The 15,249-nt window shown below is 34.4% G+C and carries 10 protein-coding genes; 3 read left to right on the top strand and 7 right to left on the bottom strand.

What is annotated here, in order from left to right; all coding sequences use genetic code 11:
• Positions 1 to 76 precede the first annotated feature (76 nt).
• Positions 77 to 955, top strand: coding sequence for a protease HtpX (htpX, locus tag NIL_RS04960; RefSeq protein WP_187648499.1), 879 nt, complete (start codon positions 77 to 79; stop codon positions 953 to 955).
• Positions 956 to 992: 37 nt separating this feature from the next.
• Here the strand turns inward: htpX and NIL_RS04955 are convergent, their stop codons facing one another.
• Positions 993 to 2,855 carry an EAL domain-containing protein gene (locus NIL_RS04955; protein ID WP_187648498.1) on the bottom strand — a complete coding sequence of 621 codons (1,863 nt, stop codon included), beginning with the start codon at positions 2,853 to 2,855 and terminating at the stop codon, positions 993 to 995.
• A gap of 187 nt (positions 2,856 to 3,042) precedes the next feature.
• Here NIL_RS04955 and purL point away from each other — a divergent pair, with 187 nt between their 5' ends.
• Both purL and NIL_RS04945 read left to right on the top strand, forming a co-directional pair.
• Positions 3,043 to 5,250 carry a phosphoribosylformylglycinamidine synthase subunit PurL gene (gene purL, locus NIL_RS04950; RefSeq protein ID WP_187648497.1) on the top strand — a complete coding sequence of 736 codons (2,208 nt, stop codon included), beginning with the start codon at positions 3,043 to 3,045 and terminating at the stop codon, positions 5,248 to 5,250.
• Positions 5,250 to 6,530, top strand: coding sequence for an APC family permease (locus NIL_RS04945; RefSeq protein ID WP_187648496.1), 1,281 nt, complete (start codon positions 5,250 to 5,252; stop codon positions 6,528 to 6,530). Before purL ends, NIL_RS04945 begins: the two co-directional genes overlap by 1 nt.
• Positions 6,531 to 6,585: 55 nt before the next feature.
• Here NIL_RS04945 and NIL_RS04940 read toward each other — a convergent pair whose 3' ends face one another.
• The 6 genes from NIL_RS04940 to ppsA all read right to left on the bottom strand — a co-directional run bounded on the left by NIL_RS04940 (position 6,586) and on the right by ppsA (position 15,248).
• Positions 6,586 to 7,545, bottom strand: a complete 960-nt coding sequence (locus NIL_RS04940) for a 6-phosphofructokinase (RefSeq protein ID WP_187648495.1) — start codon at positions 7,543 to 7,545, stop codon at positions 6,586 to 6,588.
• Position 7,546: 1 nt separating this feature from the next.
• Positions 7,547 to 8,560 carry a type I glyceraldehyde-3-phosphate dehydrogenase gene (gap, locus tag NIL_RS04935; RefSeq protein ID WP_187648494.1) on the bottom strand — a complete coding sequence of 338 codons (1,014 nt, stop codon included), beginning with the start codon at positions 8,558 to 8,560 and terminating at the stop codon, positions 7,547 to 7,549.
• A gap of 152 nt (positions 8,561 to 8,712) precedes the next feature.
• Positions 8,713 to 10,623, bottom strand: coding sequence for an acetate--CoA ligase family protein (locus NIL_RS04930; RefSeq protein WP_187648493.1), 1,911 nt, complete (start codon positions 10,621 to 10,623; stop codon positions 8,713 to 8,715).
• Positions 10,624 to 10,636: 13 nt separating this feature from the next.
• A complete protein-coding gene (locus NIL_RS04925) occupies positions 10,637 to 12,025 on the bottom strand; it encodes an MBL fold metallo-hydrolase RNA specificity domain-containing protein (protein WP_187648492.1) in 1,389 nt (462 codons plus the stop codon).
• 137 nt (positions 12,026 to 12,162) lie between these two features.
• Entirely contained in the window at positions 12,163 to 12,855 is a 693-nt protein-coding gene (locus tag NIL_RS04920) for a 2,3-bisphosphoglycerate-dependent phosphoglycerate mutase (protein ID WP_187648491.1), read from the bottom strand.
• Positions 12,855 to 15,248: a phosphoenolpyruvate synthase gene (gene ppsA / locus NIL_RS04915; protein WP_187648490.1), complete on the bottom strand. Its 2,394-nt coding sequence runs from the start codon at positions 15,246 to 15,248 to the stop codon at positions 12,855 to 12,857. The genes NIL_RS04920 and ppsA overlap by 1 nt, the downstream gene beginning before the upstream one ends.
• Between the last annotated feature and the right edge of the window lies 1 nt (position 15,249).

Genomic DNA, 15,249 nt, shown 5'->3' with positions numbered 1-15,249 from the left:
ATCTCATTTTGATACTTTAGTTGTAAAAAAAATCCTCTTTTTTTGATACAATTTATAAAAAATTAAAGGAGGGGAAATGGGTATATTTCTCTTTTTGATTATGAACTTAGCCGTAATGGCGTCCATATATCTTACTATTTTTTTAATAGAGATATTTTTTGGTATAAGACTCGACCAAGGAACGATAAGCGGACTTTTAATATTGTCCTTCGTCGTAGGGTTTAGTGGAGCGCTTATATCTCTTTTTATGTCCAAATGGATGGCTAAAATGAGTATGGGCGTTCAAGTTATTGAGACGCCTCAAGACCAAACTGAAGCTTGGTTGGTTTCTACAGTTGAGAGATTAGCAAAAGAGGCCGGTATAGGTATGCCGGAAGTAGGGATTTTTGACGGACCTCCAAACGCTTTTGCTACTGGATGGAGTAAAAACGATTCACTTGTTGCTGTATCTACATCTTTGTTTGATTTGATGGATGAAAAAGAGATAGAGGGTGTTTTAGCACACGAAATAAGCCATATAAAACATGGAGATATGGTAACAATGACTCTATTGCAGGGAGTTTTAAACACATTTGTCTTTTTTATCTCTAGACTTCTTGCGAACATACTGGCCCCAAAAGATGAAGAAGGAAATCCTTCGCCAATGTATTATATGATGATAAGTTTTGCCCTTGAAATATTGCTTACTGTTTTTGCAACGATGCTTGCAATGTGGTTTAGTAGATATAGAGAATATAAAGCAGATGAAGGGGCCGTAAAACTTGATGGGCCTGAAGGTATATACTATGCGTTAGCGAAACTTGGTCAGATACCAAAAGAGCAGGTTGCGCTTTCAAGCGATATGAAAGCTTTCGGTATAGTAGGCTTTTTAGATCTTTTCTCTTCACATCCTCCTATCGAAAAAAGACTTGAGCACATCAAAAAAGTAGCAAAAGAGATGGGATATAGCGTCTAATTACGGCCGCTACTTCGCGGCTTTACTACTTTTTTTGCTACTCTGATATTATATTGGGCTTTGGTTTGCCTATATAATATCCTTGAGCAAAGTCTATACCGCTATTTTTAACAAATTCAAAAATCTCTTTATCCGATACGAACTCTGCCGTGATTTTTAAATCCATCTTTTTCGATAACTCCAAGATGGAAAAATAGACGTTTTTCATCTTCTCGTTGTTTAATACATTTGAAACTATAGAACCATCTATTTTTACATAATCCAAATCTAACTTGGAAAGTTGAGAAAAGTTAGAAAAACCTGTTCCAAAATCATCTAATGAAATTTTTACACCAAATTTTTTAATATCTTTTATAAACTTTGTTATTATTTCATAATTGGTTATTGCTTCAGTTTCTACAAGTTCAATAATAAGCCTTTTAGCCGTTTCTGGATAATTGTTGATCATAGCTTTTAAAAAAGATACTGTATATATATTTTCTATATCGAGTACCGAGAAATTCAAACAAAACTGATACTCTTTATCTTTAAAATAACTAAAACTTTTTTTTATCATACTTTTAGTGTACTCTTCATATAGAGGCAGTTTTTTAAGTGTATCTAAAAATTCTCCAGGGTTTAAAACTCTATTTCCATCTTCTATCCTCATTAAACACTCATACTTGATAACTCTTTTTTCATTGTAACTGTATATAGGCTGAAAATATGGAACTATTTTATCTGTGGTTAAATAAGATTTTAGTTTTTTTGTTAGACTTATTTCATCTTTGATTTTTTGTATCAGTTCCTTAGTTTTATTAGCATAGATTAGTTTTTTATCTTTTGCCTCTATCAAAGCTGACTCACACTCTTCAAGAGCGGTTTCAGAAAGCTCTTTATATGCACCATAAAAAGAGATGGTGTAGTTTATCTCTTTTAAGATTATTTTCTCATCCAACTCTTCAAAAACCTGTTTTGCAACTTTATCGTTTTCAACAAGGATAGCAAACTCATCAGCAAATATTCTATAAACTTTTATAATATTGAGAGTCTCTATATATTTTGCAACTATCTTTAAAACGCTGTTGCCAAAATCGTTTCCGTATATCGTATTTATTTTTGAAAAATCTCTTATATTTACTAAAAGCAAGGTAGGATTTCTGAAAATTTTGAAATCTTTTTGTAGTTGAAATCTGTTCGGTATTTCCGTGATTGGATCCATATACAATGAAAGTAGTTTCTCTTCCAAAAAGAGTGAGCTTAAAAGTCCTTGAAGTTGCAAGGTAAAAGATAACATATCCAGATATAAAAGGGTAAAATAAAAATACTCTTTTTTATGGTAAAAATATAATGCATCGGTAGCAGTATGATGCATAGATGAACTTAAATTTGCAAAATGTGTTCTTATATTTTCATCGTTAAAATATACCCCTTTATATTCACTAAGCCATTTGCCAAAATCACTTTTCTCTTCAGTGGTTTCAGGTACCGATTTATCGTAGAGAATATGCTCGATAAACTCGATTAACCAGTAAGTTAGATATCTTGAAATGACTATTTTGTCTTTTGAAACGAATATACCATTATTATGTACTTGGTTTGTAAAATGCACTATCTCTTTCGGAAGTCTTGTTTCGATATATCCTTTTGCAAAAATATTTTTATTTTTTTCAAGAACTTTTTTTTCCGACTGATTCAATTTTCTAGAAAAGATATCCAAAAATATTGAAATCTCACCAAAAGGTATGGAAAGTTCGTAACATTTTTTGCCAAATTTTTTTAGTTCTTCCTCTTTTACATTTTTTTTCAATAAATTTGACATTCCTTTGTATAAAAATTTCCAATTTTTCTTTACAATCCAAAAATGAAAATAGTTTTTATCCATCTCTTCTTTTACGAACTCTTTAATATTAACCCCCATTCCGTCCTCGACAATAAAATAAAAATAAAGTCCCTTAACTATATCATAATAAAATAAATTAAAAATTAATATAATATATCTAATATATCAAGTAAATCATTTTTAATTATTAAAGAAAATATAGATTTATCCCTTCTTTAGCACTTTTTTTGTAAAATCTTAAAAATTTAAATCTCAAGGAAAATATATGGAAAATCTACAGGAGATTTTAAAAGCACATAAATTAACAGAGCAAGATTACGAACATATCAAAAAGATTTTAGGACGTGAACCAAACCTGGTAGAGATCGGGATTTTTAGTGCAATGTGGAGCGAACACTGCTCATATAAGTCTAGCAAAAAGTATCTAAAAGGTTTTCCAACCGAAGCGCCTTGGGTTATCCAAGGTCCCGGAGAAAACGCAGGAGTTATAGATATAGGTGATGGAATTGCCGCAGTTTTTAAGATGGAGAGTCACAACCACCCAAGTTTTATAGAGCCTTATCAAGGAGCCGCTACGGGAGTAGGGGGGATTTTGAGAGACGTTTTTACTATGGGAGCAAGGCCTGTTGCTAACTTAAACGCTCTTAGATTTGGCGAAGTTAAAAGAGATGACGAAATAGGAGCTCATCAAAGATATCTGGTTAGAGGAGTGGTTGCTGGAATCGGTGGTTACGGAAACTGTGTAGGTGTTCCCACAATCGGCGGAGAGATGAGTTTTGAAGAGTGCTATAACGGAAATATCTTGGTAAATGCTTTTACTTTAGGGATTTGTAAAAAAGATGAGATTTTCTACGGAAGAGCCGAAGGTATAGGCAATCCTGTTATTTATGTTGGGAGTAAAACTGGTCGTGACGGTCTTGGTGGAGCCGTTATGAGTAGTGACAGTTTTACCGAAGAGTCAAAATCTTTAAGACCTACAGTACAAGTGGGAGATCCTTTCACCGAAAAACTTCTTCTTGAAGCCTGTTTGGAACTTTTCAAAACGGATTATGTTGTGGGTATCCAGGATATGGGTGCAGCAGGATTAACTTCAAGCAGTTTTGAGATGGCAGGACGAGCTGGAAGCGGTATGAAGATGTTTCTTGATAGAGTTCCTATGAGAGAAGAGGGAATGACACCGTATGAGCTTATGCTAAGCGAATCTCAAGAGAGAATGCTTATATGTGCTAAAAAAGGAACCGAAGATAAGGTTATAGAGATTTTCAAAAAATGGGACCTTGACGCAGAAGTTATCGGTGAAGTAACGGATACTGGAGTAATGGAGCTATACTGGTATGGAGAAAAAGTTGCAGAAGTTCCCGTAGCACCGGTTAGCGAAGAGGCTCCAGAGCTTGATAGACCTACTAAAAAACCTGAATATCTAGAATATATAAAAGAGACGAGTATCGATACGATACCGCATATAGATAATCAAAAAGCCTTTGAAAAACTTCTATCTTCTTTAGAAGTAGTGGATAAATCTTGGGTATATACACAGTATGACTCAATGGTTCAGACAAATACCGTAAAACATCCTGGAACTTTGGATGCAAGTGTTATAAGGGTAAAAGAGAGTGGCAAAGCCATAGCTATGAGCAGTAAATGTAACCCAAGATACTGCTATATAGATCCAAAAGGCGGTGCCGCAGCTGCTGTAATGGCAGCAGGTAGAAACGTTGCTATGAGTGGAGCTAGACCTTTGGCGATTACGGATTGTTTAAATTATGGAAACCCTGAAAATCCTGAAGTTATGTGGCAGTTTGCTCAAGGTACTGAAGGTATAAAAGAGGCATGTAAAGCTCTAAACACACCTGTTGTTAGTGGAAATGTTTCACTTTACAATGAGACAAATGGAGTTAGTGTATATCCAACACCAACAATTGCAATGGTAGGAGTAAATGAATCTGAAGAGAAAGTACTTCCATCTTGTTTTCAAGAAGAAAACGATATTATCTACATTATAGGCGAGACTGAAAAAGAGTTTGGAGGAAGTCTGTATCTAAAAGAGCTTTTTGGGAAAGTTGCCGGAGTTTTGCCTAAAATCGATTATGAAAAAGAGCTAAAACTTTGGAATTTTGTCATAGAAGCAAACAAAAGAGGGCTTTTAAAAGCCGCAAAAGATGTGGGAGTTGGAGGTATAGCTATAGCTCTTGCTAAAATGGCTGCAGTTGGAGATAAAGGATTTTTGGGTGATTTCTGTTTTGAAGACAGCAGAGAAATTTTTAGCGAAACATTTAGCCGCGCATTGGTAGAGATAGAACCTAAAAATATGCACACTATAGAAGAGCTAGCAAATGAGATAGGGCTTTCTGCCATCCCTCTTGGTACCGTTGGCGGTAAAAAGTTTACACTTTGTGATATCGAAATGGATATGGAAAGACTAAAAGATATCTACTTTAACACTTTTGCTAAAGAGATTGAAAGAGATTTATAATGGCTAATAAGGCATTCGGACTATGGAGTGCCGTTTTTTTAGGTATCGGCTCGATGGTAGGTGTCGGTATCTTTATAGTTGTCGGTGAAGCCGGTAGTATAGCCGGCAATCTAGTTTGGCTCTCTTTTCTTTTAGGCGGTCTGATCGCTTTATTAAACGGATACTCGTTAGCAAAACTGGCTCTAAGGTATCCTTCTAGAGGCGGTTTGGTAGAATACTTGGTTCAATGTTACGGAGAAGGTATTTTCTCCGGCGCCACAAGCGTACTTTTTTATTTTACGCAAATAGTTACGTTAGCCGCTATAGCGAAAGCTTTTGGTAGTTATGCATCTACTTTTATCGAAGACGCAGGAGCTTTTTGGACAAACTTTTTTGCAATTTTTATACTTTTAACGTTTATGACGATAAATCTTCTAGGCGCAGTTTTTGTAGCTAAATCGGAAAACTTTATAGTTATCGTTAAGCTTACAATACTTACTCTTTTTACCATAGTGGGTTTTTTCTTTATAAAACCGGAATATTTAAGTCCCAAAGAGTTTCCTCCCGTTATGGATATATTTTATGCTGTAGGAATAACTTTTTTTGCTTATCAAGGCTTTAGTCTTATTACAAATACGGTAGAAGATATTGAAAATCCCTCAAAAAATATAATAAAAGCTATGATTATAGCTATTTTGATCGTTATGTTACTTTATGTTGGTATAAGTCTTGTAGTAATGGGTAATCTTTCTCTTCCCGAAATCGTAAAAGCAAAAGATTATGCCTTAGCTGAATCGGTTAAACCTGTTTTTGGAGATTTGGGATTTAAGATAATGGCCGCAACCGCTCTTTTTTCAACCGTATCGGCTATAAATGCTACTTTGTACTCTGTTACCGAAATAGGCTATACAATGGCAAAAAGGGGAGAACTTCCAAAAATATACGAATACAACGTATTTAACTCATACGAAGGACTTATAGTAAGTACCGTTTTAACGATACCTTTGATACTATTTTTAGATCTATCCGAAATAACCTTGATAGCTTCCATAATAGTATTACTCGTACAAGGTTTCGTACATATAGGACATCTTTTAAAAATAGATGAGACGAAAGCCAAAAAAATTTTAATAATCTTTTCTATCTTCGGAACGTTTTTGGTAGCTGTTTTTAGTTTAATATACGTTTATAAAAAGTTGCCGACGGTAGGTATATGGATATTGGCTTCATTTTTACTCGCTTTTTTGGTTGAAGTATTATTGCGTTATTTTACCGGAAGAGTTGTTTCAAAACAGACTTGAACGAAATTATTATTACTAAATACTTTTGATAGATAATATAGAGTTTTTGAAAAATCTACTCCATCATCTCTTTTGCTAGTCCAATCAATTTTTCGTCTATTTTATAGATATTTGAAGTAGCAATTTTTGAGTCGATGCTTTCAAACTTTGAGTTTTTATAAACTACGATTTTGTTTTTTTCACCTTTTAAAGCCAAATCTATAGCAAATGTAACGAATTCAAAAGCCGTAAACCTATCAAACACCGTAGGGTTTCCGCCTCTTTGGATATGACCAAGAACTGTCAAACGGCTCTCAAACCCGATTTCATTTTCAAACCACTCTTTTATCTCCTCACTTATTTTCAAACCTTCTGATACTATTGCTATAAAATATCTTCTTCCTTCATCAATCTGTTTTAAAAACTTCTTTTTTAAACTATCAAGATTATAAGACGCTTCGGGTATTAAACACATCTCAGCTCCACTTGTAAGTGCAGTTATAAGGGCAAGATATCCACACTCTCTACCCATTGTCTCTATAACAAAAGCTCTGTTGAAACTGCTTGCGGTATCTCTTATATCATCTACTGCGCCTCTTATAATATTTAAAGCCGTATCAACTCCGAGACAATATTCGGTACCATAGATATCATTGTCAATAGTTGCCGGTATTCCTATAAAATTTACTCCAAATTCATTGATAAAAATCTCAAAAGCCCTGAAACTTCCATCACCTCCCAAAACTATAACAGTCTCTATAGAGTGTTTTTTTAGATTTTCGTATGCAATTTGACGATATTTTTTTTCATAAAACTTTTTTGAGCGAGAGGAACGGATAATCGTTCCGCCACGGTAAATGATACCGGAAACATCTGTAAAGGTAGCTTTTTTTATCTTGCTATCTATCAGGCCTTCTAGACCTTCATAGATAAAATATGGAGTTATACCGTTTTGGATGGAGTACTCTACAAATCTTTTAGTAGCGGGATTCATACCCGAACAGTCCCCGCCACTAGCCATGATAGCGATATTCATATCACATCTTTGAAGCTACCATACTTGCTAGCTCAAGAAGTCTTTTTGCATACCCAAACTCGTTATCATACCAAGCAAGAACTTTCACCATTTTATCGCCGATTACCTGAGTAGATAATCCATCAATGATTGAAGAGTGTGGATTTCCAAGTATGTCAGTAGAAACTACCTCTTTATAGGTTATTTCTAAAATATCTTTAAGCTCTCCTTGCATTGCCTCTTCAAAGGCTTTGTTTACCTCTTGAGCGCTAACCTCTTTTTTTAGATTTGCGACTATTTCAGTTATTGCTCCGTCTGGAACTGGGACTCTTAAAGCCATAGCGTTCATTTTACCTTCCAAGGAAGGAATAACTTTTGTTGTTGCAGTTGCAGCTCCTGTTGTTGTTGGGATGATATTTACCGCCGCGGCACGACCTCGTCTATGTTTTCCGGGTTTTTTCCTATCGATCGTTACCTGGCTGGAGGTATAAGCGTGAACTGTCGTAACTGAAGCATACTCCACGCCAAATATCTCTTCCAAAACTTTCATAGCTGGAGCCAAAGAGTTTGTTGTACAACTTGCATTTGAGATTATATGGTGTTCCTCTGGTTTATACCAGTCATGATTTACTCCCATTACTACGGTTAAATCTACTTCTTTTCCGGGAGCTGAAATAAGAACTTTTTTAGCACCAGCTTCTATATGTTTTGCAGCATCTGCCCCTTTAGTAAATTTTCCTGTACACTCAAGAACTATATCTATACCTTTTTCTTTCCAAGGAAGCTTAGATGGGTCTCTTTCGTCAACTATTTCGATTTTTTGTCCGCCAACTGTTAAAGAGTTGTCATCATACTCAACGGCTGCCGGAAATCTACCGTGAACTGAGTCAAACTCAAGCATATACGCCAAATCTTCAGGAGTTCCGCTTCCTCCGTTTGCTATAACTATCTCAACGTTTTCAGGCTTGTTTGTTACATAGTGCCAAAGAACCATCTTTCCTATTCTTCCAAGACCGTTTATCGCTACTTTTTTCATTAAGACTCCTACATTTTTAAAATTTATAAATTTTTAAAATTTTACCAATACTTTTATTAAATTCAGGTTTTAAGATAGATTTATCGTATTGGCGCTCGCCGTATAAATCTCAAATATAAATGAAAAAAGAGATATTCTTTTACAAACCTGGGTTAAAGTATGTTTTTGATATTTTCCAAATCGTTAAAATAGAGAATTCCATCTTTTTTAAAATACTCAAAAACATCTTTAAAGTTTTCTTCACCGAAAAATACGGGAACGATGTTTTTATAACCAGCTACAATTTTGGCTATATTTAACGAATCTGTCATATACTGAGGGGTAACGACTACAAATATTAAAAGCTTTTCATTGTAAAGTATCTCTAATGTTTTTTGATATCTATCAGAAGTTGCATCGCCGATAATATCTACCGGATTGTTTTTTGACCAGGTATCTGGCAATACTTTGTTTAGCATTTCTATCTCATGTTTTTTTAAGTTATAAAGTTTCTTTCCACTTTGAGTGACAATATCGGTTAAAATAGTTCCAGGACCTCCAGCATTAGTGATGATGAGTACCTCATCAAAATTTTGAAATTTAGGTGAAAAGACAAGTTCTTCGATGTCATCTTTTATAACAGCACCTGCCGCATAGCAAAGACTCTTTAACATCTCATAATCGCCACTTATATTACCCGTATGGCTGAAAGCCGCTCTTTTCGCCTCAGCTGATTTTCCGGTTTTGTAGATAAAAACGGTTTTTTTACTCTCTCTTATAGCTTTTAAAAACTCTTTGCCATCTTGAAGACCTTCCGCATAAATATTGATAAACTTACACTCATTTTTGTTTTGAAGATTTCTTACGGCATCCGTAAAATCAAAGTCAACCATATTTCCTAAAGAGAGTATATGAGAAAAACCGATAGAGTGTGAATATGCTTTATCTAACAGTGCGCTTAAAACGGCTCCCGATTGAGAGATAAGAGCAATATCCCCGGCTAAAATATTGTCCGTTGCGAAAGTAAGATTTAGATTTTTGGAGGCGTCGTAAATACCCAAGCAGTTTGGGCCTATAACGTTTAGTCCGAAATCATCGGCGACTTTTTTTATCTTCTCTTCTAACTCTTTATTCCCGCTCTCTTTAAAACCCGCAGAGATAATTATAATATTTTGAACCCTTTTTTTTGCAAGTTTCATGACAAGTTCAAGTACCAAATGCGAAGGTATCGCTATGATTGCAGTATCAATATTTGGGAGTTCTTCCACACTTGTGTAAACTTTTTTGTCAAAAAGAGATTTTAATCTTGGATTTACAAAGTATATATCGCAACTACTTTTTAGAGAGTTTTTGGCAATTGCGTAGCCAACTTTCTCTTTTTTGTCAGTTGCTCCAAAAATTGCAATCTTTTTGTTTTGAAAAATATCATATTTTCGAACTTTTTTCCTTTTTTTGTCAGGTTTACCAAATCTCATCCTAGCATCTACAGCTATAAAACCGTTATCGGTATATATCAATGGATTTATATCAAATTCGGTTATATCTTCTTTTAAAAACAGTTTTTGAAACTTCTTAATAACCTCTAAAACATATTCGATTTTATACTCTTTGCCTCTGAAATTTGGAAAAATTTTAGAGATTTTTGTAGTATTAAAGCTTTTTAAGATCTCGCTTTCTTCAGATGCGGTATCTATATAGCAAACATCTTTTTCTATCTCTATAAGTGTTCCACCTTTTCCAAAAAGCAAAACCTCTTCAAATATATCATCATATACGCCTCCTATATAAAACTCTTCACCCCGTACTGTTTCTTGGACAATAAATTTATCTTCCGAATCTAGAAAAATACCGTTTTTTTGAAGAGATAAAACCATCTCATTTCTAGCTTGTTGCAACTCTTCATTACTATCAATGCCGACTCTTATACCACCCACGTCACTTTTATGTACTACCTTTTTTGATAATATTTTCAAAACAGCCGGAAATTTGTTGAAAAAGAGTTTTTTATCGATATCGAATATTTTGTATTGCGGAGTCTTTATACCGTAACTTTTCAAAAACTCGTAAACTTCATACTCTTTCATAAAAAATAGCCTTTTATATAAATATTTTTTCGTTAGGTTCTACTATATGAGCGTTCAATCCAGTATAGTTTTCAATAGCTTTTTTAAAAATAGTTTGCTTATTCTCTTCCCCATGAATTAAAAATATATTTTTTAAGTTGTCGATCTTTTCTATCCACTCTAAAAGCTCTTTTTGATCTGCATGTGCTGAAAAACCGTTTATAGTATATATTTTTGCCCTTACTATAATATCTTCATCAAATATTTTTACAGTTTTTGCCCCATCAACAATCTCGCGTCCAAGCGTACCTTTTGCTTGAAATCCTACAAAAATTACGCTATTTTTTTCATTCCAAAGTCTATGTTTTAAATGGTGTAAGATTCTGCCTCCGTTACACATACCGCTTCCGGCTATGATGATGTTTCCCCATTTTAAATCGTTTATCTTTTTTGAATTTTCTATGTTTGTTACGAGTCTTAATTGTGAAAAACTAAATGGATTACCAAACTTTTTGTAACGGTTTGAAAGTAAGTGTTTGTATCTTTTATAGATTTTAGTAGCTTTTATAGCCATAGGACTATCTAAAAAAACTTTGGCGTTACTAGGAAGTTCTCTTTTTATTTCCATCTCTTTAAAAATAGCTAAAATCTGTTGAGTACGTTCTATAGCAAAAGAGGGGATTAAAACGTTTCCTTTATTTGATATAGTTTCGATTACAGCATTTTTAAACTCATCGACACTATCTTCATATGTTCTATGACATCTATCTCCATAAGTGGACTCTATAAATACTGTTTGCGCCGCTTTCGGTTTTGCGGGCGAGGGTAGGACATTGTTATATCTATTGCCTAAGTCTCCGCTAAAAATGACTCTTTTTTTAGCATTATGTTTAAAATATACGATTTCGATAAAAGCGGAACCTATAATATGTCCGGCATCTTTAAAAACGGCTATGACATTTTTTGATATTTCTATTTTTTTTTCATATTTTACTTTTATTTTTTTTTGTTTAAAAACAGATTTTACATCTTTTATCGTATATAAAGGTTTTTTAACCTCTCTTTCTTTGCCTTTTCTTTGCGCTTTTTTGAATCTGGTTTTATACTCCTCTTCCATAAGTTTCGCACTATCTAAAAGAACTATTTTTGCAAGATCAAACGTCGCCGAGGTCGCTACGATAATACCTTTAAAACCCTGTTTTACTAAAAGAGGAATACGCCCAACATGATCTAAATGTCCGTGAGTTAAAAGCAGATAATCTATTTTTCTAGGATCAAAGCCGAAAGGTTCATAGTTTTTATCTTCTTCTGCTCCTTGATACATACCACAATCGATTAAAACTTTTAAACCGTTTTCAAACTCCATTAAATGGCATGAGCCGGTAACGGTTTTTGCCGCACCATGGGAAGTAACTGTAACCATGATATTTCCTTTAGAAGTTGGACATAAGACATTGGATATTGGAAAAAAGTGTAATGGTATATTTATGTATAGGTGGTTTGGTTATTGGTTTTTTTATTTTTCCCAATATACCAATATACAACTTTAACACCAACACTTTAATCTATATAAACCTTTTTATCTTTAATTTTCAATTCACTATCCAGTTCGTAAACAATAGGAACTCCCGTTGGAATCTCTATTTTTGATACTTCTTGCGGTTCTATTTTTTCCAAAAACATTATCAAAGCTCTTAGTGAGTTTCCGTGAGCGGCTATCATTACGCTATCATAAACCAACAACGACGGAACAATCTCTTCAAAAAAGTACTCTACAACTCTTTCTCTAGTATCTTTTAACGATTCGCTTTTTGGATGATAACCTATATTTTCATACTTTTTATCTACCGGAAGTCTTTTTTCATAATCTTCATCGGTTGGCTCTATTGGAGGTGGTGGAGTATCATAACCTCTCCTAACGGCCATAAAAAGCTCTTCTCCATATTCTGCTTTTACTTCATCTTTATTTTTTCCTTGCCAGTTTCCGTAATGTCTTTCGTTTAGCTTCCAACTTTTAATAATGTCTATATGTTCCCAATTAAGTAAATTTAAAGCAATCTGTGCGGTATGAATAGCTCTTTTGAGATATGATGTATAACATATATTGGGAAAAAGAGATGCCTCTTTTAGAAGCTCGCCGGCTCTTTTTGCCTCATTTTTCCCCTTTTCACTTAAATCTACGTCAATCCAACCAGTAAAAAGATTTTTAGCGTTCCACTGGCTTTGTCCGTGTCTTAGAAGTATTAGTTTCATTACTCCTCCAATTTTGAGATATCTTTAATAGTTTTTAGTACGCTATCGGGATTTAAACTTATACTTTCTATTCCAATTTTAACTAAAAAAGCGGCAAACTCCGGATAGTCGCTTGGAGCTTGACCACAAAGTCCGGAATATTTGTTATTTCTTTTGGCGCCCTCTACCGCCATTTTTACCATCCTTTTAACCCCTTCATCTCTTTCATCATAATCAAATGATACTATTTCACTGTCTCTATCGACTCCTAAAGTAAGTTGAGTCAAATCGTTGGTACCAATACTTATACCGTCAAAAACTTTCAAAAACTCATCAACTAATATTACATTATTTGGAATTTCACACATCATATATACACTTACATCCCCTAAACCATTTTTTGCCAAAGCCTCTTTTACTCTTTTTGCCTCTTCAATTCTTCTACAAAATGGAATCATAAGATAGATATTGTCAAATCCCATTACTTCGATTGCTCTTTTCATGGCTTTACACTCTAGTTCAAAACCTTCCGCATAGTTTGGATGCGTATATCTAGCGGCACCTCTAAATCCTAACATAGGATTCTCTTCTATTGGTTCAAAATGTCTACCTCCTAAAAGATTTGCGTATTCATTACTTTTAAAATCGCTCATTCTAACTATACATTTTTTGGGATACACAGAAGAAGCTATAGTAGCTACCCCTTCGCTTAGAGTCTTGATAAAAAACTCTTCCATATCTCCGTCAAATGGAAAAGATAGTTCGTCCAACAGGGCTCTTTCGGTATCGCTTAAAAGTTCCGGATGTTTAATGGCCATCGGATGCGCTTTTATGTAGTTGCTTATAATAAACTCCATTCTAGCCAACCCTATACCGTCAACTGGAAGTTTTGCTAAAGAAAAAGCCAACTCCGGATTGCCTAGATTCATCATAATTTTTGTTTTAGGTTTTGGAAGCTTGGAAACATCAACTTTTTCTATTTCAAATTTTAAAATCCCGTCATATACTTTTCCAATCTCTCCTTCGGCACAACTAACCGTTACCTCTTGGTTCTCTTTTAAAATCTTAGTAGAGTTTTTTGCTCCCACAATCGCAGGTTTGCCAAGTTCTCTACTTACTATAGCCGCATGACAGGTTCTTCCTCCAGTTTCTGTTATAATGGCGCTTGCTATTTTCATAACAGGTTCCCAGTCGGGACTAGTAGTAGGTGCGACTAAAACGTCTCCCTTTTTAAATTTTTCCGACTCCGCCATTGAGCGTAAAATTTTCACTTTACCGGAACCTATCTTTTCACCAACCGCATTGCCAGTAAGTAAAATATTTGATTTTTCCAAAAGTCTGTATATTTCAAAGTATGACGCTTTCTCTTGAGAGTGTACGGTTTCAGGTCTAGCCTGAACAATATATAGTTCCCCGTCTATACCGTCTTTTGCCCACTCCATATCCATAGGCATATACTGTTTATAGATTTTACCGTAATGCTCTTCAATCTTTACAGCCCAATCCGCAAGTTTTAGAACTTCTTCATCACTTAAAGAGTATTTTAATCTTTTTTCAATTGGCGTTTTTATGTTTTTTGTAAATTGTTCAGCAAGAATAGCTTTATGTAACGTTTTACTAAATATCATCATTTTCTCTTTATTTCCCAACTTTCTTTTTAAAACTGCTCTATAACCTTGCTTCAAAGTCGGTTTATGTACATAAAAACTATCTGGTTCAATAGTGCCTTGAACTATATTTTCACCCAAACCCCAAGCCGAATTTATAAATATAACATCTTTAAATCCATTTTCGGTATCGATAGAAAACATAACTCCGCTACTTGCCATATCGCTTCTTACCATTTTCATTATAACAACCGAAAGGTATACTTTTAAGGGATCGAATCCGTGAGAATATTTATAACTAATGCTTCTGTCCGTAAAGTTTGAGCTTAGACACATCTTATATGCCTGAAGCAAATTTTCCTCGCCTTTGATATTTAGATATGACTCGTTTTGTCCTGCAAAAGAGGCAGTAGGGGAGTCCTCAGCGGTAGCAGAACTTCTAACCGCCAAACTGACTCCCTCTCCATACTCTTTTTTTAAACTTTTATACCCTTGTAAAATATCTTTTTTTAAGTCGTCCGGAATTTTAGCTTTCATAATAAGCTCTCGTGCAATCTTGCCAACTCTTTTTAATTCGTCTATATTTTCCGCTTCAAAATCTTTAAAAAGTTCTTTTAAAGGTTTCCATAATCCGTTCTTCGTAAAAAAATATTTGTAAGCAGAAGCGGTTACGGCAAATCCGTTGGGAATATTTACTCCTAACTTTGTTAAATTATTGTACATCTCACCTAAACTAGCGTTTTTCCCACCAACTTCTGAGATATCTTCGATGCTTAAATCTTTAAACCATTTTATAAATTCGCTCATT

The sequence above is a fragment of the Nitrosophilus labii genome, assembly GCF_014466985.1.
Taxonomy (GTDB): domain Bacteria; phylum Campylobacterota; class Campylobacteria; order Campylobacterales; family Nitratiruptoraceae; genus Nitrosophilus_A; species Nitrosophilus_A labii.
This window is presented reverse-complemented; position numbering and strand designations above follow the sequence as displayed.